This is a genomic window from Planococcus donghaensis MPA1U2, assembly GCF_000189395.1.
Taxonomy (GTDB): domain Bacteria; phylum Bacillota; class Bacilli; order Bacillales_A; family Planococcaceae; genus Planococcus; species Planococcus donghaensis_B.
In genome coordinates, this window is sequence record NZ_AEPB01000061.1 from 1 (window position 1) to 24,701 (window position 24,701).

Here is a 24,701-nt window from a genome sequence, read left to right on the forward strand (position 1 = left end):
TCTGCATCGCGCGTATTTCCTCTGCACCGCGCGTTTTCCCTCTGCACCGCGCGTTTTCCCTCTGCACCGCGCAAAAAAAGATGGAACCCTTGTCGAACGACAAAGGTTCCATCTTTTTATCCAGCTTCTACTTACATATTGCGTCTATATTGCCCGCCTACTTCGTATAAAGCGGTTGTGATTTGGCCGAGACTTGCGACTTTTACGGTTTCCATCAATTCTTCGAAGATATTGCCGCCTGTTTTTGCTACTTGCTTCAAGCGATTTAATGCTTCAGTTGAATCGTTGCGTTCTTGGAATGCGCGCAAGTTGCTGATTTGTGTTTCTTTTTCTTCTGTTGTGGCGCGGGCGATTTCCATTGCGTTAATGTCGTCGTCCGATTGCGGATTCGGGTTCAAGTACGTGTTGACTCCGATAATCGGCAATTCGCCTGTGTGTTTTTTCATTTCGTAATGCATTGACTCTTCTTGGATTTTGCCGCGCTGGTACTGTGTTTCCATTGCGCCCAAGACGCCTCCGCGATCGTTGATGCGGTCAAATTCTGTGAGCACCGCTTCTTCTACCAATTGTGTCATTTCTTCAATGATGAACGCACCTTGTAGTGGGTTCTCGTTTTTCGAAAGACCGTGTTCTTTAGTGATAATCATTTGAATTGCCATTGCGCGACGCACAGATTCTTCTGTCGGCGTAGTGATGGCTTCATCGTAAGCGTTTGTGTGCAATGAGTTACAGTTGTCTTGTAACGCCATTAGCGCTTGAAGCGTTGTGCGGATATCGTTAAAATCGATTTCCTGTGCGTGCAAGCTACGCCCTGATGTTTGTACATGGTATTTTAGTTTTTGGCTACGTTCGTTTGCGCCGTATTTATCGCGCATAACGACTGCCCAAATACGACGTGCTACACGTCCGATAACGGTATACTCCGGATCGAGTCCGTTCGAGAAGAAGAACGACAAGTTCGGTGCAAAATCATCAATGTTCATGCCGCGGCTTAAGTAATACTCCACGTACGTGAATCCGTTCGACAGGGTAAACGCCAATTGTGAAATCGGATTCGCGCCTGCTTCTGCAATATGGTAACCAGAAATTGATACTGAATAATAGTTGCGAACTTTGTGGTCGATAAAGTATTGCTGAATATCCCCCATCATTCGCAAGGCAAATTCAGTTGAGAAGATACATGTGTTTTGTCCTTGGTCTTCTTTTAAAATATCAGCTTGTACAGTTCCACGAACAACTTGTAGCGTGCCTTCACGAACTTCTGTGAATTCTTCTACAGTCAACGTACGGCCCAGTTTTTCTTCGTTAATTTTTACTTGCTGATCAATTGCCGTATTCATGAACATCGCTAAAATAATTGGCGCAGGGCCGTTAATAGTCATCGATACTGAAGTTGTTGGTGCGCAAAGGTCAAACCCTGCATACAATTTCTTCATATCATCCAATGTACAGATCGATACGCCAGACTCGCCGACTTTTCCGTAAATATCCGGGCGGTGATCCGGGTCTTCCCCGTAAAGCGTTACCGAGTCAAATGCTGTTGAGAGACGTTTTGCATCGTCGTCTTTTGATAAGTAGTGGAAGCGACGGTTTGTGCGTTCAGGCGTACCTTCACCCGCAAACTGACGTTTTGGATCTTCTCCTGCACGCTTGAACGGGAATACTCCTGCCGTATAAGGGAATGAACCTGGCGCATTCTCCAAATAAACCCATGACAAAATTTCGCCGTAATCAACGAATTTCGGCAAGACAACACGTGGCACTTTAATGCCAGACAAACTTTCTGTACGTAAAATTGTGCGAATTTCTTTGTCACGTACCGTTGTGACAAATTCGTCACCCGCATACATTTCTTTTAAAGCGTCCCAGTTATTTAGTATACGTTTTGATTCGGCTGTTAGCTCATCACGAACGCCTTCTGCAAGCGACTCGAGTGACGCGACTAACGCGTCATCTGGTGCTTTTTCTTTAACTGCTTCAATCGCGCCTTCTAATTGGAACAAACGACGTGCAAACGCTGCTTGTTCCTTTGTTTTCGCGTGATAGCCACGAACCGTATCTGTTAACTCGCGTAAATAATAGCGACGTTCGTTTGGAATAATGAGGTTTTCTTTTTGAGTTTTAACGAATTTATCGTAATCCGTTTCCCAATCTGTACCACATTTTTCGTTTACTTTGCCAACTAATGCTGCGAACAACGAATTTGTTCCTTTATCGTTAAACTGACTCGCGATTGTGCCGTAAACTGGCATATCATCTAATTCTTTGTCCCATAATAAGCGGCTACGCTGGTATTGTTTTTGTACTTGACGAAGCGCGTCTTGTGAACCGCTACGTTCGAATTTATTGATGCAAATTAAATCTGCGTAATCGATCATATCGATTTTCTCAAGCTGGGACGGCGCGCCAAATTCACTTGTCATGACATACATCGAAACATCAGAAAAGTTCGCAATCTCTGCATCGCCTTGTCCAATTCCGCTTGTTTCGACAACGATCAAGTCAAAATCAGCTGATTTCACGACATCTAATACGTCACCAATTGCGCCTGACAATTCAGAACGCGAACCACGTGTCGCAAGACTTCTCATGAATACGCGCTTGTTGAAAATCGCGTTCATGCGAATACGGTCTCCTAGAAGTGCGCCGCCTGTTTTTTGTTTTGTTGGATCGATTGATAAAATTGCGATTTTTTTGTCTGGAAGTTCTGACAAGAAACGACGAATCAATTCATCTGTTAATGAGCTTTTACCAGCTCCACCTGTTCCTGTAATCCCAAGAATTGGCGTGTTTTTCGTTTTTGCACGAACCGTTTCTAGTAATTCTGTTGTATCGGTATCGCGTGTATGCGCTTCTTCTGCCGCTGTAATTGCGTTTGCTAATACAACCGCTTCTTCTGTAGTTAAGTTGTCAAAAGACTGACCCTCTTTAACTGTTGAAAAATCACATTCTTCTACAATTTCCGTGATCATGCCTTGTAAGCCTTTTTTACGACCATCTTCTGGTGAGAAGATGCCAGCGATACCATATGCCTCAAGTTCTTTAATTTCACGAGGCAAAATAACGCCTCCGCCCCCGCCATAAATGCGGATATGCGAAGCGCCTTTTTCCTTCAGTAAATCATGCATGTACTTAAAGTACTCCATGTGACCGCCTTGATAAGAAGAAATACAAATCCCTTGAACATCTTCTTGGATTGCTGCATTGACCACTTCTTCAACCGATCGGTTATGCCCTAAGTGAATCACTTCGGCTCCGCTTGCTTGCAAAATACGGCGCATAATGTTGATCGACGCATCGTGTCCGTCGAAAAGACTAGAAGCTGTGACAAAACGGATATGATTTTTCGGCTGATAGGTTTTCGTTTCTTCAATAATTGCCATTATGATTTAGCCTCCTGTATTGAGATGTTTTCCCCTGCCATCCCCTGCAAAAGAAATTTAGTTTGTATATCGATAAATTCTTGAATAGTAAAATCATCTAATGCCCAACGTCTGAAAGCCCACATTTGTCCTTGTACAAATAAATGATGAGCCGCCATGACCACTTCTTTTGGTGTCATTTGAATTTCTCCATTATCGACGCATTGTGTTAGTAGACGTTCGAAAATCGCCACCATTTCGAGTTCTTTGTTTAACACATAATTTAATGCATCTTTTGGCAATGATTTGGATTCCTGGTACATGACGACAAATTCATCCTGCATCTCGTCGATCAATGTGTAATAATGTTCGATTGCGGCTACTAAAACACTAATCGATCCTTTTTCAATATCCAATCGATCAAGACGACTGTGCACTTCGTCGTAAATCGAGTCACAAACGAGATACAGCACATCTTCTTTTGTCCGAATGTATTCATATAAAGTTCCGATGCTAAAGCCTGCTGCTTTTGCAATTTCTCGCGTTGTCGTCCGGTGAAAGCCTTTTTCTTTAAATAGCGTGACAGCGCCGCGAATCATTTGTTCACGGCGCTTTTCTATTAAGCTTTCATCTTTAACGGAAGACTCAATCTCACGCTTTTTGTTCATAAGGCAACCCTCCGTTTATTTCGTAACCATCCGGGAAATAACTAGACGCTGAACTTCTTGTGTACCTTCATAAATTTGTGTGATTTTCGCATCGCGCATATAGCGTTCAACTGGGTAATCTTTTGTATAACCGTAACCACCAAATACTTGAACTGCTTCAACAGTCACTTTCATAGCCGTATCACCAGCCATCAATTTCGCCATTGCGGACTCTTTGCTGTATGACAATTTGTTCGACTCAAGCCATGCAGCTTGGTATGTCAACAAACGAGAAGCTTCGATTGAAGTCGCCATATCTGCCAATTTGAACGAAACGCCTTGGTTTGCAACAATTGGCTTACCGAATTGCTCGCGCTCTTTTGCGTAATCGATTGAAGCGTCAAGTGCACCTTGTGCAATTCCGACTGCTTGCGCTGCGATTCCGTTACGACCACCATCAAGTGTTTGCATCGCAATTTTGAATCCTTGTCCTAGTTCACCTAAAACATTTTCTTTAGGTACACGGCAGTTATCGAAAATGATTTCTGTTGTCGGGCTTGAACGAATTCCTAGCTTGCGCTCTTTTTTACCAACTGAGAAACCTTCAAAGTCTTTTTCAATGATAAATGCTGTGGTGCCTTTATGTTTTGATTCTGGATCTGTTACTGCAAATACGATATAAATGTCTGCAATGCCACCGTTTGTGATAAAGATTTTCGAACCGTTTAGCACGTAATGATCGCCGTCTTCTTTAGCAGAAGTACGCATTGCACCCGCGTCAGACCCTGAAGCTGGTTCTGTTAACCCGTATGCCCCAATTTTTGTTCCTTCAGCCATTGGACGAAGATATTTTTGTTTTTGTTCTTCTGTTCCGAATGTGTATACTGGCCATCCAGCTAATGAAGTATGTGCGGATAATGTAACACCCGTTGATGCGCAAACACGTGATAATTCTTCAACTGCGATGCAGTATGCCAAATAATCCGAACCGATTCCGCCATACTCTTCTGGCCATGGAATTCCTGTTAGGCCAAGTTCAGCCATTTTATCGAAAATTTCACGGTCAAAGCGTTCTTCTTCGTCACGCTCTTCTGCTGTTGGAGCTACTTCTTTGTTTGCGAAATCTCTTACCATTTTGCGGATCATTTGATGTTCTTCAGATAGTTGAAAATTCATTTTTATATTCCTCCAATTATTTGGTTAGTTGCTTGCTAATAACGATGCGTTGAATTTCACTCGTGCCTTCGTAAATTTCCGTTACTTTTGCGTCACGGAATAGGCGCTCAACTGGATAGTCTTTTGTATAACCGTAACCGCCGAACACTTGAATGGCTTCAATAGTTACGTCCATTGCTGTTTTTGAAGCAAAAAGTTTTGCCATTGAAGCTTCTTTATTGCAGTCTTTTCCTTTTGAATACAAATCAGCTGCGTTATAAACGAGCAATTTTGATGCTTCTACTTGCGTTGCCATATCTGCTAGTTTAAAGCCCACACCTTGTTGATGAGCAATTGGTTTACCGAATTGTTCACGTTCTTTCGCATAAGCCACTGCGTATTCATAAGCTGCTTCTGCGATGCCAAGTGCTTGTGCCGCAATTCCAATACGCCCAACATTCAAATTCGCCATCGCGATGCTGAATCCTTTATTTTCTTCGCCTAATAGGTTTTCAGCCGGTACGCGCATGTTATCGAATGTTAACTGAACAGTCTTCGAACCATGAAGGCCCATTTTCTTTTCATTTTTGCCGATGATCAAGCCCGGTGTATCTTTTTCAACAATAAAAGCTGAAATTCCACGAGAACCAGCAGATGGTTTTGTGGAAGCAAAGACGATATACGTATCAGCTGCTCCGCCGTTCGTGATAAAAACTTTTGAGCCGTTTATGACGTAGTCCTCACCGTCAAGAACTGCTTTTGTTTTCAAGCTTCCCGCATCAGATCCAGCAGCAGGTTCTGTTAAACAAAACGCGCCTAAGTATTCGCCACTTGCTAGTTTCGGTACATATTTTTCAATTTGTTGCTGCGATCCGAAATTTAAAATCGGGTTTGTTCCAACAGACGTATGAACAGATAAGATAACTCCGATTACACCGCTAGCTTTCGATAGTTCATGAATCGCTGTGATGTAAGAAGTGAAATCCATTTCCGAGCCGCCGTATTTTTCAGGAGCGGTAATTCCCATCAATCCAAGTTCGCCCATTTTCTTTAAAATAGCTGTTGGAAATTCATCATTTTCCATATTTTCGATAAAAGGCGTAATTTCTTCTTTCGCGAAATCTCGCACCATGTTGCGCATCATAAGTTGTTCATCTGTAAAGTGCAAATCCATTTCGGTTCCTCCTAAATATTATGAGTAGTTATAGAAACCGCGTCCGGTCTTCTTACCTAGCCATCCTGCTTTTACGTATTGGCGCAATAATGGGCTCGGACGATATTTACTGTCGCCAAATCCTTCATGCAATACTTCCATGATATAAAGACACGTGTCTAATCCAATAAAATCAGCCAGTTCTAGTGGTCCCATAGGGTGATTCATGCCCATTTTCATAATGTCGTCGATTGCTTCTTTTGTTGCGACACCTTCTTGAAGCGTGAAAATCGCTTCGTTGATCATTGGCATTAAAATTCGATTCGAAACAAATCCTGGAAAATCATTTACTTCTACTGGTGTTTTTGACAGTTGAACCGTCATTTCTTCTACTTTTTTGTACACTTCATCTGAAGTTGCCAAGCCGCGGATAATTTCCACTAATTTCATAACAGGTACTGGATTCATGAAGTGCATGCCGATTACTTGTTCAGGACGATTTGTCACCGCTGCGATTTCTGTAATTGGTAGCGATGATGTGTTTGTTGCTAAAATTGCGTGCTTTGGTGTTACTTCGTCTAATGTTTTAAAAATGCTATGTTTAATCGCCATATTTTCAACAGCTGCCTCAATCACAATGTCGACGTCATGAGCGTCTTTTAAATCTAATGAAGATGTAATGCGTCCAAGAACCCCTGCTTTTTCATCTTCAGTCATACGACCTTTTTCTACATTGCGTGATAAATTTTTCGTAATTGTAGCAATGCCTTTATCGTATGCTTCTTGTTTCATATCGTTTAATTTCACATTTAATCCTGCTTGTGCACAAACTTGCGCGATACCAGAACCCATTTGTCCGGCTCCGATTACCATTACGTTTTGAATCGACATACTTATTTTGCCTCCTTAGGAACTCTAATCATGATCGCGTCGCCTTGTCCGCCACCTGAACAAATTGCTGCAATGCCGATGCCGCCTCCGCGACGTTTCAACTCATAAGCAAGCGTCAAGATAATGCGCGCACCACTTGCTCCAATTGGGTGTCCAAGTGCTACAGATCCACCGTTAACGTTAACTTTTTCAGCATCAAGTCCAGCAATTTTCGAGCTTGCTAATGCGACGGCTGCAAACGCTTCGTTAATTTCGAACAAATCAATTTCATCGATTGACTTGCCTGTTTTCTTCAATAATTCGTTAATAACGATTCCTGGCGTTTCAGGGAAACGGTGTGGTTCGATTGCCACTTCTGTATGGGATAGAACATGAGCCAATACATTTTTGTTTTCTTTTTGTGCGCGTTCTTCACTCATCAAGACAAGTGCCGCTGCTCCATCGTTAATCCCAGGTGCATTTCCGGCAGTGATGGTGCCATCTTTTCCGAATGCAGGTTTTAGTTTTGCCAATGCTTCAATTGTGGAGTTAGCTCGAGGCGCTTCATCTACATCAACTGTAATGGGATCGCCTTTGCGTTGCGGAATATCGATGGCAACGATTTCTTCAGCAAATAAATCTTTTGCTTTGATTGCACGTTCATGAGAACGAGCTGACCATTTGTCTTGTTCTTCACGAGACAATTCAAAGTCTTCTGCAGTTGAGTTACCGTAAGTGCCCATATGAACTTTGTCTGGGTGGAATGAACAAGACAAGCCGTCATGGACCATGCCATCAATTACTTGTGAATCGCCCATGCGAAGACCCCAACGTGCTTTTGGTAAATAATAAGGTGCGCTGGACATCGATTCCATACCACCTGCAACGATTACTTCTTCATCGCCTAAACGGATAATTTGGTCTGCTAATGTGACACTGCGCATGCCTGATGCGCATACTTTATTGATTGTTTCAGATTTCACGTTATACGGAATTCCCGCTTTTTTTGCTGCTTGGCGAGAAGGGATTTGCCCTTGTCCAGCTTGTAAAACATTGCCCATAATAACTTCTTGAACATCTTCTGGTTGGATATCTGCGCGGCTCATTGCAGCTTTGATCGCTTCTGCTCCAAGTTCACTTGCCGATAATGTGCTCAAGTTTCCTCCGAATTTTCCAAATGCTGTGCGTGCTCCGTCAATGATGACTGTTTTTGCCATGATGATTTTCCTCCCTTAATATACTTCATTGTAAACGGTTTCAATTTTACTAAAAAAAATAAAGCGAGTTGCTTTTTTTAAAAAATTTATATTGACTGAACGCTCGCTCGGTTTTTATGCAAAAGAAAAGGGAGCATTCGACTCCCTTTCTTTTTTATACTTATTCTATTATTCTACTTAATTTTCTGTTATTAAGCAATTATTTTTTACTTGGTACGTGACTGCTTATTGGACAATCGCTTCTGGTTCTGGCGTTTCATTTCCGAGAACAGCCATTTCCAATAGTTCCGCTACATCGTACGTACCCACTTGTTCTTCGACTTCTTTTGCTTTCGTCCCATCTGATAACATCGTCAAGCAGTACGGACAACCAGAAGAAATCATTGTTGGGCTTACTTCAAGCGCTTGTTCAGTACGAGCAACATTGACGCGATGACCTGCATCTTCTTCCATCCACATCATTCCGCCACCGGCTCCACAGCACATGCCATCTTCGCGGTTACGTTTCATTTCAACTAATTCTACGCCTTCGATCGCTTTTAATATTTCACGTGGTGCGTCGTAAACATCATTATAGCGACCAAGGTAACAAGAATCATGGAACGTAATTCGTTCGTTTACTGGGAATTGCGGTTTTAATCGACCTGCTTGAACGAGGTCGAATAACATTTCGGTATGATGATACACTTCTGCTTTAAAACCGAAATCTGGGTATTCGTTTTTGAAAATGTTGTAAGCGTGAGGATCGATTGTAACGATCTTTTTAATCTCTGCTTTTTCAAATTCTTTAATATTTCCAGTCGCTAGTTCTTGGAACAAGAATTCATTTCCAAGACGACGTGGTGTATCGCCTGAGTTTTTCTCTTTGTTTCCGAGAATCGCGAATTTCACGCCTGCTTCATTCATCAATCGAGCAAATGATAAAGCGATTTTTTGTGAACGGCTGTCGAATGATCCCATCGAACCAACCCAGAATAAGAATTCGAATTCTTCTCCTGCTTTGTTCATTTCTTTTACAGTTGGGATATGAATATCTGGACGTGCATCTCTCCAGTTTTCCTTTTCTTTACGGTTCAGTCCCCATGGATTTCCTTGACGTTCGATGTTTGTCATCGCACGCTGTGCATCTGGGTCCATTTTTCCTTCTGTCATTACAAGGTAACGGCGAAGATCGATAATTTTATCCACATGTTCGTTCATCACCGGACATTGGTCTTCACAGTTACGGCAAGTTGTACATGCCCAAATTTCTTCTTCTGTGATAACGTCTCCGATTAAGCTTGGGCTATAAAGCTCATCGATTGTAATGCCTTCAGCGCCAGCAGCCATTGCCAACTGGTTTCCTTGTGTATTGTTAAATGCCATTGCTGGCACCCACGGTTTTTTCTGCGTCATGACTGCACCTGTATTCGTTAGGTTGTCACGAAGTTTTGTGATCAAATCCATTGGTGACAGCATTTTTCCTGTCCCAGTTGCTGGACACATATTCGTACAGCGGCCACATTCTACGCAAGCGTAGAAATCGATCATTTGGCTTTGGGAGAAATCCGTGATTTTCCCAACACCAAATGATGGCATTGCATCTGGATCTTCTTCATCTTCATCTTCCATTTCTTCAAAGTTGATTGGTTTTAAACGACCTACATGATCAACTCTGTGGAACCATGTGTTTACTGGCCCAAAGATTAAGTGAGCGTGTTTCGATTGTGGTACGTACACTAAAAATGTTAGTAGGAATAGTAAATGTGCCCACCACATTACATAGAAAATTGTAACGGTTGCAGCTTCCGGTAACCAAGCAAATGCGCTAGCTACTAAAGAGGCAACTGGCTCAGTCCAAGCAGTTTCATGCCCGTGCCAGTTCATGTTCATACCGTTACCGATCAATACTGTCACCATTAAACCACCAATGAAAATAAGAACAAGCCCTGATTTCCATCCGCGTTTCAAACGAACCAGCTTTTCAATATAACGTCTGTAGAACGCCCAAATCACTGCTACCAAAATCGTTAATGTTACGATTTCTTGGAAAAAAGTGAATGCCGGGTAAAGAGGGCCAAGTGGTAAATGTGAATCCGGAGATAAGCCTTTAATAATAAAATCAATGGCACTCGCCTGAACTAACAAAAAGCCGTAAAAGAACATAACGTGAATCGTTCCGCTCTTCTTATCTTTCAATAATTTTTTCTGGCCAAACACGTTGACCATGACTTTACGCAAACGCTCATTAAAGTTTTCTTCAAACTCGACTTTTTTACCGAGTTGGATAAAATCATATCTCGACTTCAATAAATAGATGAAGAGATAGATAGCGTAAGCGGTTACAGCTATGAATAAAATCCAGTTTGCAATTAACAATGGCTCCATCGCGATATCCCCCTTGTGTTGTGTATATTCAAAAAATAACTTACTCAAAGTTTACGTGAATGACTACAACTTGTCGATACTATGTTCTATATTAAAATATGAATGAGCATTCAGTCAACCTAAATATTAAAGAGTATCTAAATTCTATCCTATACTTAAGCGTTGCATTTAATAAAGCGAGAATTTTTTCATTCTCTTTCTACATAAAGAAAGCAGCACCCTGCAATAGGATACTGCTTTCTCTCTATATAATTTCTACCGCATATACAAGTTCTCCGAAATATCGCCGCGCACGCTCCAGGTTGTCATGTTGCACACCAACTAAAACACAGGTTGCAGGTCCACTAGATTTTTTTGAATCTAAAGAGGTTGAGATCTGCACTGGCCGCTTCATTAGCAGTTCTAATTCGTTCGCTATGCCTCGCGAGCCAACCGGCCAAATTCGTTCTACTAAAGATGTATCGAGCGCTTTTTTAAGTAGCGCAAGATTGGCCGTTTGATGGAAATGAGTCAAAACTTCTTGACCCACTAGCGGAACTCCGTAAACAAACCACTGCAAAGATTCAACGGACATTTGTTTCCGAAACTCTTTTCCAATCAGTGTCACTGCGATACCCGATTGCACTGTAGGCATATTGGTTTCAGTGCTCCCAGAAATGGCTGGAAGCACTAATTGCGCTTCTGCAAAAAGCTCGTTCACCCCTTCGACATAGGCATCCCAACTCGAAGCTCCACTAAAATTGTGAATGAGTACTGCTTGCGGTTCGCTACCTGCTGCCCATTGTTCGAGCAAGGCGACACGTGCCGCAAATTTTGCTGTAACGGCGTCAGAAACTTGTACCACATCTTGTTCTTTTCTACCGATTGCTGCCGAGTTATCGGAAGTGATAACAAGCCCATCTATTAATAACTCATGTCGCATGCCCTGAACCTCCACTAGCTTTTACTACATATGGCAGTAAGAGCGCTGCTACTGCGGCATTGATTAGGGACGCGATTAATAGTGCCGGGACAGCCGCATAAAAAAATGCGGGCGACAATAAGAAGTAAAACGGTATAGCCGCTACCACACCGTTACCGATGATAAATGCTAGCCATTTCAGCCAATATCTACCTGTATGATGAAGTTTTGCGAACAGCCATAAAACTGCCCACATTTCGATTGCGATCATTAAGTGAAACGGTCCGAGTGGCATACCGCCGAACAATGCAGAAATCAGATGGCCAAATGCTGCAATAGTTCCAACAAGTGGGGCTGAAAAAAATAGTACGGCTACTAGAGCCGGTGTAGCATCGAGGGCAATAGATGCGATGCCAAGCGGAATTTTAATCATTCCCCCTATTGCAGACAAACTGATAAATAAAGCCGCAAGTGCTAATTTTTTCGTAGTCATCTTACTCTACCGATTTCTTACTGCGTCCGCCGTTCTTAAATACTTTGGCACTGCGCACATATTCGTTATCTGGCACACTAGCACGTGAATTGACGACACGTGAGGCAGCAAATAAATAATCAGACAAACGGTTTAAATAACGTTGAACCACTTGTGGGAATTCTTCTCCAGACTTCAGCAAGGTAACTGTTTGTCTTTCAGCACGACGCGTAATTGTGCGCGCGATGTGAAGCGTTGCAGCAGCTGGAGTTCCTCCTGGCAAGATAAAACGTTCAAGAAGTGGTGGTTCTTCCATTAGTTCATCAATGCGTTTTTCTAGAACTTCTACTGGCTCTTCCGTCATTTTATAATTTGGCTCTTTTCGAACATCTGCCAAATCGCCACCGCAATCAAATAATTCATTTTGAATCGCTTCTAAATCTTCCAACAAATCCGCATAAGTTTCAGGTGCCAATTCAGTCATCGCTTTGCCGATAAATGAATTAACTTCATCAATTGTTCCGTATGCTTCAACGCGTGGTGCATCTTTATCAGTACGTGCTCCGATTAAACTTGTCTGTCCTTTATCCCCTGTTTTCGTGTAAATTTTCATCTTGATTCGCCCCTTTTATCGTTTGTGGAATACCGTACCAAATCCGTGTAATTTGCTGTGCTTCTGTAAATAAAAATTGGTAAATTCGGCCAACAACGTCGCGCATTTCACGCTCGATCCGCTCTGTTGGCACGATGCCGCGGTTCAGATCTGTTAACACCCAGATTTGTTTTGATTGACTAGTGCTCAGTGTTTTTTTGACTTTTTCTATTAGTTGCTGTTCTGTCAAACCTTGTTCCAGTTCTTCTTTTACCCACCGCTCCACTCCAGCGATTACTGTTACGGAATCTTTACGTGTCAATGGTGGCATCATACCTTCATGCCAAGATGCTTTTTCATTTTGCATCAAGTTTTTCACATATTGTCGTTTGCCGTTAAAGGCTCCACCGAAAACGATGTGCATAATGCTCGCTCCTCAAACGCTTGGCGACTTTGCCATATTAACGTATGGCAACCTCCATGTAGCGCAGTTTGATCTTGAAATCTCTCATCTAAAGCTTGCGCGATTAAGTAACGAATCGGTCCCCCGTGCAAAACTAACGTAACTTCGTTGCCATTTGGTATTTTTCGCATACCTCGTTCAACCCGCTCCGCCATGTCTTTTAAACTTTCACCACTAGGCGGACTGATGTTCCACGGATCATCTATCCAGTCGCGATAATGTTGAATATTGTTTAACTGTTCATAAGTTTTCATTTCCCATTGTCCAAAATGACATTCCCGTAACTCTCTGTTTGCTCGGTAAATGGCATTTGGAAACAACACAGCTGCTGTTTCTCGACACCGCTTTAAATCACTGCCCATAACTTCTTTTATCTGCAAATTAGGTTTAGCATCAAATGGCAAAGCCGATTCATCGGTCCAGCCAATATAACGTTTTTGTTCGTTTCCTGGTGTCGGAGCATGGCGAATTAAACGAAGAACAAAAGGCTCATCCATACTAAAATCTCCACTCCTTCCACATAAGCACCTAACAAATCACCTGTGACACCGCCAAAATTGCGTAAGCACCAAATGCGGTATAGCCCTGAAAATCCGAATAGCAAGATGATTAATATAATTGCTGACCAAAAAGTAGCGCTCCAAATAAGAAGTATTAAGCTAATAACGAATGCCACTATAACAACAAGTCGCAATTTCTCATGGCTGACTCGCTTCTGGAAAAAAGCCGCTACGCCATCTGGCTTTGCTGATTTTGTAAAACTAAACAAAGCCAATAAACCGATTCTCGAAAAAACTGGAATCAATAAAACCCATATGAGAGATGCTTCATTTATGGATTCTACTACTAGGATGATTTTACCGACAATAGCCATTACTAACACCATCGTACCAAATGCACCGATTCGCGGGTCGCCCATAATCGCCAAACGCTTGGCCCGATCTTGGTAAGAAAAATAGGCATCTCCCGTATCTGCCAAACCGTCCATATGCAATCCACCGGTCAATGCTATCCCCATCAACACCACGATAAAGCTGAGCAGTAAAGAGCTAATATCTGTTGCATCACGCAGCAACCAGACCGTGCTAGCCAAAATACTGCCAAACAATAAACCTAATAGAGGGAGCATGGCATACATAGTTGTAATGTATTCTTTCTCCATCGGCAATTGTTTTTTAACAGGAATGACTGAGAAAAATTGAAGCGCCAATAAAAATCCGGTTTTTAATTGCCGAGTCATGGTGTTGCCCCCATTATTTCTGTGACTTTCTGCCAGTCTATATGGTTTTTAACATGTTTGGCCCAGCGATCAAAAGGATCTTCCGATTTTTCTTGTACTGGAATCGGTAAGTTTTTCTGTTTGCGAATCGGTGTTAAAAATGCAGTTCTACAGCTCCGATCGCGGAAAAAACCATGTAAATGCGTTCCAATCACGCGGTCACGATAATACCCTTCAACTGACTCTCCATAATCAACTAGCGAATGCTCGATTCCTGTGACTCGACCATGATGAATTTCATAGCCGCTCACTTCGACTTCTAAAGCATCAAATTTCACTATGCCTTTTTGACGTTGAACGGTTTTTTCTTTTTCAAAACTAACGTGCATATTTGGCACCAAGCCAAAACCCGCTTCAACTTTTACTGCAACACCGTCGTGTCCATATGGATCTGACAAGGTTTCCGCCAACATTTGAAAGCCACCACATAAACCGACAATCCATGTATCTTTTGCTAGTGATTGTAATTTCTCTGCTAATCCCTGCTTTTTCCAATACCGCAAATCCGCAACCGTGCTCTTTGTGCCAGGCACTAGTAAAACATCGGGTTGGCCGATTTCTTCAACGGTTTTTACCCAACGAACCGATACGTCCGGCTCTGTTAAAAACGGTTCAATATCCGTGAAGTTGGATATGTAGGGATGCTCACACACCACCAAATCGATTGCACCTTTAATCGTGGATTGTTTTTGTACCGCACCCACTCCAAGTGAATCTTCTTGCTCGATTTCGTGACTGTCCATATAAGGAATCACACCAAGAACTGGAATTCCTGTATACGATTCTAAAAACTGCACACCATCTTCAAAAAGTTTGGCGTCCCCTCTGAATTTATTGATGATCAAGCCTTTCACTCGTTGTTTTTCTGGTATTAAAGCGAGCGTTCCAACAATTGAGGCAAAGACGCCACCACGTTCAATATCAGCCACAAGAATTACGGGAACATCTGCCCGTTTTGCAACTGTCATATTGACCAGTTCGCGGTCGTTTAAGTTCATTTCAGCAGGACTTCCCGCTCCTTCAATAACTAAATGCGTGAAATCTTTTGCTAAATTGTTCAGTGCTTGATCGATTGCTTGTAATCCTTTTTCGTAAAATTGCGCTCGGTAGTCCATGCCGTCCATCGTTTCAAGTTTTTTACCGAACAATACCACTTGCGATTTCATGCCGCTTTCAGGTTTTAATAAAATCGGATTCATGTCAACAGTAGCTATGGTGCGAGCCGCTTCTGCTTGCACGCCTTGCGCGCGACCAATTTCTTCGCCCAATACCGTCACATAAGAGTTATTTGACATGTTCTGTGATTTAAAAGGAGCAACTTTCACGCCTTCATCCGAAAGAATTCGGCAAAAAGCGGTACACAGCATACTTTTGCCGACATCTGAAGAAGTTCCTTGAATCATTATGCCGCGCATGTTTTCACTTCCTTCTAAAAGCCAGACCGTTCTCCATCTCAATTGCTTGATCCGCTTTCTCCACTAACCAAATGTGAATGTTACCGAGCCATGCTTGGTATCGTTCATCACGCACGAAGTCATCTAACACTTCGTTTGAAACAATGGTCAATAAATCAACTGCGGTTAGCATTTGATCGATTGTCTCTTGCAACCTCGTCCATTTCGCTTCCATACATCCGGCTTTATCAACGCACATATTACCCGTTTCCCAACCTTCGTATAGTTCGTTGGCAAGCCAGGTCGTCACACAATCCCACAACACTAAATCATGCGGTTGTAGTTTTTCGATAGCATTTTCCATTTTGTGTGCTTGTTCGATCGTGTACCAATTGTCTTGCAAACGGTCGTCACGGTGGCGTTCAATCCGTTCTTTCATTTCCTCATCGTATGCTTGTCCACTTGCGATATAAACTTTACGAGTCTCGCCAAATGTGCGGACAATTGTTTCGGCATAAGCACTTTTGCCACTGCGAACGCCTCCGCTAATAAAAATTAATTCGCCTCGAGCCATTCGCTAATCGCCTCCCGAAGTTTTTCCATATTGTCAGGTGATTTCATCCCGATTCGGAACCACTGGCCATTCATTCCTTGAAAAGATTCGGTATGACGAAGGACAACCCCTTTTTTCAAAAGGTCTATAAAAAATGCAGTGGCGTTTTTTGATTCAGGTAATTTAAACGACAAGAAGTTCACTGCAGAATGGGTTATCTTGCACTGATGCATTGCTAAAAACTGTTGCATTTTTTCTCGTTCAGTTGTTGCGGCTTTGATCACCTTTTCACGATAACCCGATTGATTTAAACAACTTGCACCGATTGCAGCGGACAGGGCATTCACGTTCCAATGCGCTGCTCCTTTTTTCAATTGAACGATTGTTCTCCTCTGACTAACCACATAACCGAGACGCAGACCCGGAATCGCATACATTTTAGTCATTGAGCGAACAATAATGACATTTGGAAACTCGTGTAAAAAAGGGATAAAAGAAGCTTCCTCACCAATAAAATCGATAAATGCTTCATCAAGTACCAGTTCACAATCGTGTTCGAGACAGGTTTTCGCGATTTGCCGAAGCTTTTTAATATGTATGAAAACACCGGTCGGATTATGCGGATTGCATATATAAAGCGCTTTGCAGCCGGATATAGTAGTTTGAATGCTTTCAAGTGTTAACATCCAGTCGTTTCTCGGTTGTAATTGAATCGTCTGGATTTCAACATTTTCTGCTTCTAAAGTTTGGCGGTATTCCGAAAACGCCGGTTCGACTAACACAACCTGTTGGTTTCTATACCTTTTAGCCAACCAAGTAAACACCTCAGCTGCTCCGTTTCCTGTAGCTACTTGGTCCACATCAACTTGATGAAACTGTGCCACTGACGTTCGAAACGGTTCACCGTCTGGATCTGGATAAGAGCCGATTAACGCGTACATTTCCGACCATTGTTCTTTTAAAAATGCAGGAGGCCCAAATGGGTGAACATTTTCACTGAAATCTATTAGTTGTTTAGGCGGGCTGATACCCGCTTGATTATATAAGCGCAGTGGATTGGCTCCATGATTAGGCAATTCCAAGTAAGACTCCTCCTAACGCAAATAAAATAAAAAATCCAATTGTCACTTTTTGCATCTGTTGAATTGTTTCTTTAATATGATGTGCTTCGAGTTGATAAACCGGCCTTCCCATAAGCGCACGGTGAGATTTAACGCCCCGGTACCAATTGGTTCCGCCTAATTGAACGCCTAACTGTACAGCCGTTGCCGCTTCTAACCAACCGCTATTCGGACTTGGATGCTTAGGGGCATCTTGCAACCAAATTTGAAGACGCTGACGTATTGTGAGTGTTTGATGGCTTTTTGTCATGATTATAAGCAAAAAGCCCGTTATGCGACTCGGAATGAAATTCAAGACATCGTCCGCTTTTGCCGAAGCAAATCCAAATTCCTTAAATTCTTCATTTTTGTAACCTACCATTGAATCCAGTGTATTAACCGCTTTGTATAGCCATAAACCAGGCGCTCCTAGTAAAAACGCCCAAAATAACGGTGCGGTTACGCCATCACTTGTGTTTTCGGAAACCGTTTCGACAACGCCACGCGTAATCTCACTTTCATCTAATCCATCTGTATCTCTTCCAACAATCCAGGACAATTTCTCACGTGCCAATTCCATGTTTTGATCGATAAGTGGATGATAAACATCCATTGCTGCATCCTTCAAACTTTTTTGCGCCAGTCCTGAAGCGATTAACAACGCCTCTATTGCAATACCAACAACCGGATGCATCAAATAAGCTAAAAAGACAATGGCATATACAATTATAAATGCAGTAATCGCAATGGTTGCAAGAAGCAAAAATCCGTTTTGGAATGCAACATTCCCACGATTCCACCGATTGGTTAAGTTTTTTATTACTCTACCAATCCAACGAACGGGGTGTGGCCAATTAAGTGGATCTCCAACAATGCGGTCGATAATGATTCCTAAAAAAATCGCTAAAAGATGTGACATCATCCGTTGTCCGCTTTCGCTAGCTCATACAATATGAGCGCTTCTATCGTACATTCAAAAACTCCGACTCCGATTAATTTACCAAGCTCGGTAATGGGTCCTGCATAAGGTAACTTCTCACCTTGTTGCGTCGCCGCTACTAAACAACTGTCAGTTGATGTACCTGTTGCAATCGTACCTGTGAGCGGGTCTTTGACCTGTCTTTCTTGAAGCGCTTTCGTTTTCGCTTCGGTCGCTGTAATCATCGCTTGTATAAATGCTTCGTCTGACAAAACACCATTGACCATGATCCATGTATTAATCGTACCAACTTGGACGGATCGTTCTACCGCTTTTGACACGTCGACACCATTACCGACTCCAGCAGTCACGGCAATGACGACGGAACCAAACGGCCCTTCGTATTCTTTGACGATGGCGTCTTGCGTTTGAACCGCGGTCATCATCCCAACAGTGTCCGTAGTTTTTAACCCATTTCCCGCAATAAACTCGGTCATTTCTTGAACACTATCATTTACGTTGTAAGCTGCATCTACGTGACGGTTCATAAAGTTACGGAACCATCCAGAACCTGCATTCACCACAGCTGAAGAAACCGTTTTTAATGGCGTCGGGCTTTGATACAACACCATATCATTTGAAACGACAAAGTCTTCTGCACAGATGCGATGGGTTGCTATTTCATTTTTCACTCCTGGCAATAATGTGATTTGCGGTTTTGGCAATTCCGGATGCGGATGGTTGCTAACTCTTGTTTTATAAACCGCCTCAATATCCTGCTCTCGCACCACTTCATGCGGCTCACCAATACGAACGATGGTGCCTCGATCAAGCAGCAATAATTGATCACAATACATAGATGCTAAATTTATATCATGGAAAATCGATACAATCGTTAAGTTTTTTTCGATCGCTTGTTTTTTTATCGTGTCGAGCAACTCTTTTTGGTGATTGATGTCTAAATGATTTGTTGGTTCATCGAGCAATAGAATCCCCGCATCTTGCGCTAACGCTTGTGCGACAAAAACACGTTGCTGTTCGCCACCGGACAACCGATCAATTTGTGTTTTTTCATATTGGCTAATGTCCATTAATCGCATAGCTTCTTTCACCGCATGCTCATCTTCTATGGACCAAGATGAAAACCAACCTACTTGGTGAGGGTAACGACCAAGTGATACGGTTTCCCGAACGGTATGAGCAAAAGAGTGAGCATGAAGTTGAGGCAATACCGCCATTTTTTTCGCTAGTTCTTTTGCCGGAAAATCTGTAATAGACGTCTCTTCAATTCGAACTTCGCCACTAGTTGCTGGCAACACGCCACTGATTAACTTCATTAACGTTGATTTCCCACTGCCGTTCGGCCCTAAAATACCGAGTATAGAGCCTTTGTTAACAGTGAAGGATACGTTCTCAACGATTTTTTTGTCCCCGTACCCGCCTGTTAGTCCCTTGATTTCAAGCATCGTTAAATCCCTCCTTTGCGTTGACGGAAAAAGATAAAGGCAAATACCGGTGCTCCGATAAACGCAGTAATGACACCAATCGGCAATTCTGTCGGGGAAATAATCGTTCTTGATACTAAATCACAAACGATTAATAAAGCAGCCCCGTTGATAAAAGATAAAGGCAACACATGACGATGATCTGATCCCCAAAGCAAACGAGTCATATGTGGCACTACTAGACCAACAAAACCAATGGTTCCTGAAACGGAAACGGCAGCTCCTGTTAGTACCGAACCACCAATTAAAATCGTCATTTTGCTTTTTTTCACATCCACACCAAGGTGTTGTGCGCGTTCTTCACCAAACAACATGGCGTTTAACTCACGACGTTTGAGCCACAATACGAATGATCCGATTAACACAAACGGCAGCGCCATCCGGACGTATGGCCAACCACGCATTGATACGCTTCCGAGTAACCAGCCAATAATTTGTCTCAACTCTTCTCCGGTTAAGGCAATCATCAACGAAATAATTGATCCAAGAAAAGAGCTAAATATAATACCCGTCAAAATCACGGTTTCCATTTTCATCGAGCGGTCCACCAATTTCGCAAAACTGACAACAGCAAGCATCGTCAGTAATGCGCCGATCATGCTCATAACCGGTAAAGTAAATGGACCTAAAAACGGAATAGAGATACCAAAAAAGAGCGTCATCACAGCGCCGACTGAGGCACCGGAAGACACTCCCAGGGTGTACGGATCGGCCAATGGATTTTTCAAGAGCCCTTGAAATGCCGCACCAGCAATCGCCAATGCCGCACCAACAAGCCCTGCTAAAACGACACGTGGCATACGAATATTCCATAAAATATTGGCAGCCGCTTCATCGAACGAAGGATTCCATAGCACTACTGGTGATATGGATACCGTCCCGACCGTGACACCTAGCAATATCGCTCCCGCTAAAATAAATAACGAAACGCTATATGCTACTATATTTTTACTCATTGAACACATCAGGGTATACTGCCTGAGCCATTTCCATTAGTCCCGTTGTTAAACGTGGGCCAGAACGAGTGAGCATATCTGAATCTAAGCTGTAAACTGCTTCTTCTTTAACTGCTGTTACTTCTGCAAAACCACCCCGAGATTTGATTTGACCAACGGCATCTTCAACATAAGCGCCTTCTGTCGTAATAATCACATCTGGATTTGCTGCAACAATTGCTTCTGGGTCCATAATAACCCATCCTTCTAATTCGCCAGCAACATTTTCCGCGTTGATTAGCGTTAACATTTCATCCATAAATGTCCCGCTACCAGTTGTATAAATATCCGGCTGACTACCGACTTCTAAAAAGACCGTTTTTGGTTCTTCGACTGTTGCTGCCAATTCTTCAATCGATGCTACTTGAGCTTCCATTTCCGAGACAATGTTTTCCGCTCTTTCCAAGCTACCTGTCGCTTCTCCGATTGTTGTAATTGAATCATACACTTCCTCAAAGCTCGCTGCGTTTTGAACGACAAATACATCAAGTCCGGCATCACGCAATTGCTGTAGTCCCGCATCACCCACACCTAATCCTGATTCGTGAGCCAATACTAAGTCTGGCTGAAGACCAATGATTTTTTCTACATTAAATTCTTGTCCGCCGATTTTTTCAACGTCAGCTGTTTCTTCTGGGTAGTTGTCATAATCCGATACGCCAACGATTTTGTCGCCTAATCCAAGTTCATATGCAATTTCTGTATTAGAAGGAATCATAGAAACAATCGCTCCAGGCTCTTCGTCAATTACAACTTCATTGCCCGCTCCATCTGTCAGCGTTACGGGAAACTCAACATCTTCAACTTCAGTTGGTGGTTCTGCTGGTGTTTCGACGTCTTCTTCAGGTGTTGCGGTTTCTCCGCACCCTGCCATTAAAACTGCTGCTAATCCTGCTGTTGCTCCAAACTTCCAAAACTTGTTCATCATTAAAATCCTCCTGGTTGGTAGTGTTATTTTTGTAAGCAATCACTGTAGGCAGAAGCTGTTTTGTGGATTACTTAAACCGATACAAAACAAAATCCCCCGCAAAGTTCTGCGAGGGATTGAAAGGACGCCATAAAAAAGCATGCGCATCCAGCCTTTCCTCGCAGGCGTATGGGTGTGTTGTCATAAAGGCAGGTCTCCTGGCTTGTGATCATTGGTCTTTGCACCTTCCCAAAGCATTGCTTCAGTGGCATATGGCAATTTCCTCTCACTTACAGTGGCGGGACCGCGCCGGAATCAAACCGGCTTCCCTTTTAACTCATGTTCTTAGACATAAGCACCTTTATGAATCGCTATTAAGTTCTAATTCTGTTTTCATTATACACGTAACTGTTTAGCTTTTGCTTACATTTTTTCAGGAGCTTCGACGCCCACTGTTTTTAGTGCATTAGCTAATGTTGTTTTCACAGCTGTGATCAGTGCTAAGCGAGCACTAGTCATTTCGACATTTGATGCATCCAATACTTTGTTGGCATTGTAGAAGCTATGGAAATTTGACGCCAACTCTTGAATATACGTTGTAATGCGGTGAGGTGCGCGTTGTTTCGCTGCATCTGCGATGACTTGCGGGAAATCCCCGATTTTTTTCAAGACATCAATTTCTTTTTCAGAAGTCAATAAGTTTAAATGTTCTTCTGAAGCCAATAAACCTTGTTCTTCTGCTTGACGTAAAATCGAGCTAATACGAGCATGCCCATATTGCGAATAATAAACTGGGTTTTCGTTTGACTGTGAAACGGCCAAATCCAAATCAAAGTCCATATGCGAATCGCCTGAACGCATCGCGAAGAAATAACGCACAGCATCTAATCCAACTAGTTCGACAAGTTCACGCATCGTTACAGCTTTTCCTGTACGTTTGCTCATCTTCATTTTTTCGCCGTCTTTATACAATTGCACCATTTGAATAATGCTAACTTCAAGGGTATCACGATCGTAACCAAGGGCTTCAATGGCTGCTTTCATGCGTGGAATATAGCCGTGGTGATCAGCACCCCAAACGTTGATAAGCTTACCAAATCCGCGTTGTAATTTATCTTCATGGTAGGCGATGTCAGGCATTAAATATGTGTACGAACCGTCATTTTTAATTAATACGCGGTCTTTGTCATCACCAAACGTTGTTGAACGGAACCAAGTAGCGCCGTCTTCTTCATAGACATGACCGTTTTCACGAAGTTTAGCCAAAGCCTCATCAATTTTACCGTTTTTGTAAAGAGACGATTCTGGATACCAAACATCAAATTCCACACGGAAGTCTGCTAAATCTTGTTGCAGTTTAGCCAATTCCACTTTTAAACCGTGTTCACGGAACGTTTCAAAACGTTCTTCGTGCGTCATGCTAACAAATTTATCGCCATGTTCTTGAACCAATGCTTCGGCGATATCTTTAATATCTTGTCCACGGTAGCCGTCTTCTGGCATGCTATCGCCTTTACCTAACGCTTCAAAATAACGCGCTTCGATTGATAATGCCAAATTGTTAATTTGGTTACCAGCATCGTTAATATAATACTCGCGAGATACATCATATCCTGCCAAATCTAAAATATTGCAAAGCGAATCGCCGACTGAAGAGCCGCGCGCATGACCTAAATGCAAGTCACCAGTTGGGTTCGCCGAAACGAACTCCACTTGGATGCGCTCATTATCGCCTGCTGTTGAACGACCGTAATCTACTTTTTGCTCCAGTACGGTTTTGACTACGTCCTGCAAATAATCTTTTTTGATCGTAATGTTGATAAATCCTGGTCCAGCAATATCCACTGTTTGAATGTTTGCGGCATCTTTATCAAGATTCGCTACAATCGCTTCTGCAATCGCACGAGGTGGCTTTTTCGCCAAACGTGTTAATTGCATCGCAATATTAGTAGCATAGTCTCCATTTGTTTTATCTCTTGGTGATTCTAATTGTACTTCAACAGCTTCTGTCGTTAATTCTGCTTTTTCAATCGCTTCTGCAAATGCTGTTTTAATGGCATGTTGAACTTGTTCTACTGCATTCATTATTTAGCCTCCATAAATTGTATTTCCATTTCATATTCCCCGACATGATCTAAGCCCAATGACAAATCGTAGCGGACCATAAACCGTGTGTCACTGACGAAAATCTCATGCGCTTTGGTCGTCAACATAAACGAACCTTGTTCATTTGTTAAATTGCCGGTTTGTTCTTTATGTAATAAAAAAGGGAGCCGCATCTGCAAGCCGCCGCTTCTCATAATCACTGCTTCATTTTCTTGAAGTTTCACCGTTGTCCGAATTTCAAGATCATCTTGCTGCTCAGCATACTGCAAATAACGCAGCTGGTTTTTCTCTGTCAATGTTCCATGAGATTCCAACACCATCACTTGTTCTTCCATATCCGGCTGACGGATCGTCGTTGTCAGTTTTATTTCTACTGTCTTTTGCATGTCTCTCCGCCTCCCCGTCAAATAATAACCTTCTCATTATAGCCCGATTCACTCGGCTTTTTCAATACAGCACCCATTGTTTACACCAGTTCTTTTTATCTAAATGCGATGTGAGAAGAATTCCGACTAATTTAAAGGAAGAGCCGATCCTTTTTTAGGATCGGCTCAGCTTGTAGACAAAAGAGTTATTATGTTAGTTAACGAATAAATATTCATCTTATCCTATATATTGGATCCTTCGCTCCATGCGGACGCTTTCCGCGGACGAAGCGCTGAGCCTCCTCGTCGCAAGCTCCTGCGGGGTCTCATCACTCCGTTTTTCCGCAGGAAAGTCAATGACCGAAGGGACTTCGGGCAG

The 24,701-nt window shown here is 42.6% G+C and carries 22 protein-coding genes and 1 riboswitch; all 22 genes read right to left on the minus strand.

Features of this window, described 5'->3' with window-relative positions:
• Window positions 1-131: 131 nt before the first annotated feature.
• Window positions 132-3,383, minus strand: a complete 3,252-nt coding sequence (gene icmF, locus GPDM_RS15495) for a fused isobutyryl-CoA mutase/GTPase IcmF (RefSeq protein ID WP_008432883.1) — start codon at window positions 3,381-3,383, stop codon at window positions 132-134.
• Window positions 3,383-4,030: a TetR/AcrR family transcriptional regulator gene (locus GPDM_RS15500; RefSeq protein WP_008432885.1), complete on the minus strand. Its 648-nt coding sequence runs from the start codon at window positions 4,028-4,030 to the stop codon at window positions 3,383-3,385. The genes icmF and GPDM_RS15500 overlap by 1 nt, the downstream gene beginning before the upstream one ends.
• A gap of 15 nt (window positions 4,031-4,045) precedes the next feature.
• Window positions 4,046-5,185 carry an acyl-CoA dehydrogenase gene (locus GPDM_RS15505; protein ID WP_008432888.1) on the minus strand — a complete coding sequence of 380 codons (1,140 nt, stop codon included), beginning with the start codon at window positions 5,183-5,185 and terminating at the stop codon, window positions 4,046-4,048.
• Window positions 5,186-5,201: 16 nt separating this feature from the next.
• A complete protein-coding gene (locus GPDM_RS15510) occupies window positions 5,202-6,338 on the minus strand; it encodes an acyl-CoA dehydrogenase (RefSeq protein ID WP_008432890.1) in 1,137 nt (378 codons plus the stop codon).
• 18 nt (window positions 6,339-6,356) lie between these two features.
• Window positions 6,357-7,208 (minus strand): 3-hydroxybutyryl-CoA dehydrogenase, encoded by an 852-nt coding sequence (locus GPDM_RS15515; protein WP_008432892.1) that lies wholly within the window; start codon window positions 7,206-7,208, stop codon window positions 6,357-6,359.
• 2 nt (window positions 7,209-7,210) lie between these two features.
• On the minus strand, window positions 7,211-8,404 hold the full coding sequence (locus GPDM_RS15520; RefSeq protein ID WP_008432893.1) for an acetyl-CoA C-acetyltransferase: 1,194 nt from the start codon (window positions 8,402-8,404) through the stop codon (window positions 7,211-7,213).
• A 225-nt stretch (window positions 8,405-8,629) separates the two neighbouring features.
• Window positions 8,630-10,771: a (Fe-S)-binding protein gene (locus GPDM_RS15525; protein ID WP_008432894.1), complete on the minus strand. Its 2,142-nt coding sequence runs from the start codon at window positions 10,769-10,771 to the stop codon at window positions 8,630-8,632.
• A 244-nt stretch (window positions 10,772-11,015) separates the two neighbouring features.
• Window positions 11,016-11,693 (minus strand): hypothetical protein, encoded by a 678-nt coding sequence (locus GPDM_RS15530; RefSeq protein ID WP_008432896.1) that lies wholly within the window; start codon window positions 11,691-11,693, stop codon window positions 11,016-11,018.
• Entirely contained in the window at window positions 11,683-12,165 is a 483-nt protein-coding gene (locus tag GPDM_RS15535) for an ECF transporter S component (protein ID WP_008432898.1), read from the minus strand. The genes GPDM_RS15530 and GPDM_RS15535 overlap by 11 nt, the downstream gene beginning before the upstream one ends.
• 1 nt (window position 12,166) lies before the next feature.
• Complete coding sequence (locus tag GPDM_RS15540; RefSeq protein WP_008432900.1) at window positions 12,167-12,757, minus strand: cob(I)yrinic acid a,c-diamide adenosyltransferase; 591 nt, start codon at window positions 12,755-12,757, stop codon at window positions 12,167-12,169.
• The gene (locus GPDM_RS15545) at window positions 12,729-13,160 is read right to left on the minus strand and encodes a bifunctional adenosylcobinamide kinase/adenosylcobinamide-phosphate guanylyltransferase (RefSeq protein WP_008432902.1); all 432 of its coding nucleotides are present in this window, start codon (window positions 13,158-13,160) and stop codon (window positions 12,729-12,731) included. Before GPDM_RS15545 ends, GPDM_RS15540 begins: the two co-directional genes overlap by 29 nt.
• Entirely contained in the window at window positions 13,112-13,696 is a 585-nt protein-coding gene (locus tag GPDM_RS15550; protein WP_008432903.1) for a histidine phosphatase family protein, read from the minus strand. Before GPDM_RS15550 ends, GPDM_RS15545 begins: the two co-directional genes overlap by 49 nt.
• Complete coding sequence (gene cobS, locus GPDM_RS15555; RefSeq protein WP_008432905.1) at window positions 13,669-14,439, minus strand: adenosylcobinamide-GDP ribazoletransferase; 771 nt, start codon at window positions 14,437-14,439, stop codon at window positions 13,669-13,671. The genes GPDM_RS15550 and cobS overlap by 28 nt, the downstream gene beginning before the upstream one ends.
• A complete protein-coding gene (locus GPDM_RS15560) occupies window positions 14,436-15,893 on the minus strand; it encodes a cobyric acid synthase (RefSeq protein ID WP_008432907.1) in 1,458 nt (485 codons plus the stop codon). Before GPDM_RS15560 ends, cobS begins: the two co-directional genes overlap by 4 nt.
• A 4-nt stretch (window positions 15,894-15,897) precedes the next feature.
• Window positions 15,898-16,446: a bifunctional adenosylcobinamide kinase/adenosylcobinamide-phosphate guanylyltransferase gene (locus tag GPDM_RS15565; RefSeq protein WP_008432909.1), complete on the minus strand. Its 549-nt coding sequence runs from the start codon at window positions 16,444-16,446 to the stop codon at window positions 15,898-15,900.
• The gene (locus GPDM_RS15570; RefSeq protein WP_008432911.1) at window positions 16,428-17,507 is read right to left on the minus strand and encodes a pyridoxal phosphate-dependent aminotransferase; all 1,080 of its coding nucleotides are present in this window, start codon (window positions 17,505-17,507) and stop codon (window positions 16,428-16,430) included. Before GPDM_RS15570 ends, GPDM_RS15565 begins: the two co-directional genes overlap by 19 nt.
• On the minus strand, window positions 17,494-18,447 hold the full coding sequence (gene cbiB, locus GPDM_RS15575) for an adenosylcobinamide-phosphate synthase CbiB (RefSeq protein ID WP_008432912.1): 954 nt from the start codon (window positions 18,445-18,447) through the stop codon (window positions 17,494-17,496). The genes GPDM_RS15570 and cbiB overlap by 14 nt, the downstream gene beginning before the upstream one ends.
• On the minus strand, window positions 18,444-19,910 hold the full coding sequence (locus GPDM_RS15580) for an adenosylcobinamide amidohydrolase (protein ID WP_008432914.1): 1,467 nt from the start codon (window positions 19,908-19,910) through the stop codon (window positions 18,444-18,446). The genes cbiB and GPDM_RS15580 overlap by 4 nt, the downstream gene beginning before the upstream one ends.
• Before the next feature lie 2 nt (window positions 19,911-19,912).
• A complete protein-coding gene (locus tag GPDM_RS15585) occupies window positions 19,913-20,905 on the minus strand; it encodes a FecCD family ABC transporter permease (protein ID WP_039863517.1) in 993 nt (330 codons plus the stop codon).
• The gene (locus GPDM_RS15590) at window positions 20,898-21,869 is read right to left on the minus strand and encodes an ABC transporter substrate-binding protein (RefSeq protein ID WP_008432919.1); all 972 of its coding nucleotides are present in this window, start codon (window positions 21,867-21,869) and stop codon (window positions 20,898-20,900) included. Before GPDM_RS15590 ends, GPDM_RS15585 begins: the two co-directional genes overlap by 8 nt.
• A 173-nt stretch (window positions 21,870-22,042) precedes the next feature.
• Window positions 22,043-22,229: riboswitch (cobalamin riboswitch) on the minus strand.
• A gap of 45 nt (window positions 22,230-22,274) precedes the next feature.
• Complete coding sequence (gene argS, locus GPDM_RS15595; protein ID WP_008432921.1) at window positions 22,275-23,936, minus strand: arginine--tRNA ligase; 1,662 nt, start codon at window positions 23,934-23,936, stop codon at window positions 22,275-22,277.
• Entirely contained in the window at window positions 23,936-24,343 is a 408-nt protein-coding gene (locus tag GPDM_RS15600) for a YwiB family protein (RefSeq protein ID WP_008432922.1), read from the minus strand. The genes argS and GPDM_RS15600 overlap by 1 nt, the downstream gene beginning before the upstream one ends.
• Window positions 24,344-24,701 lie beyond the last annotated feature (358 nt).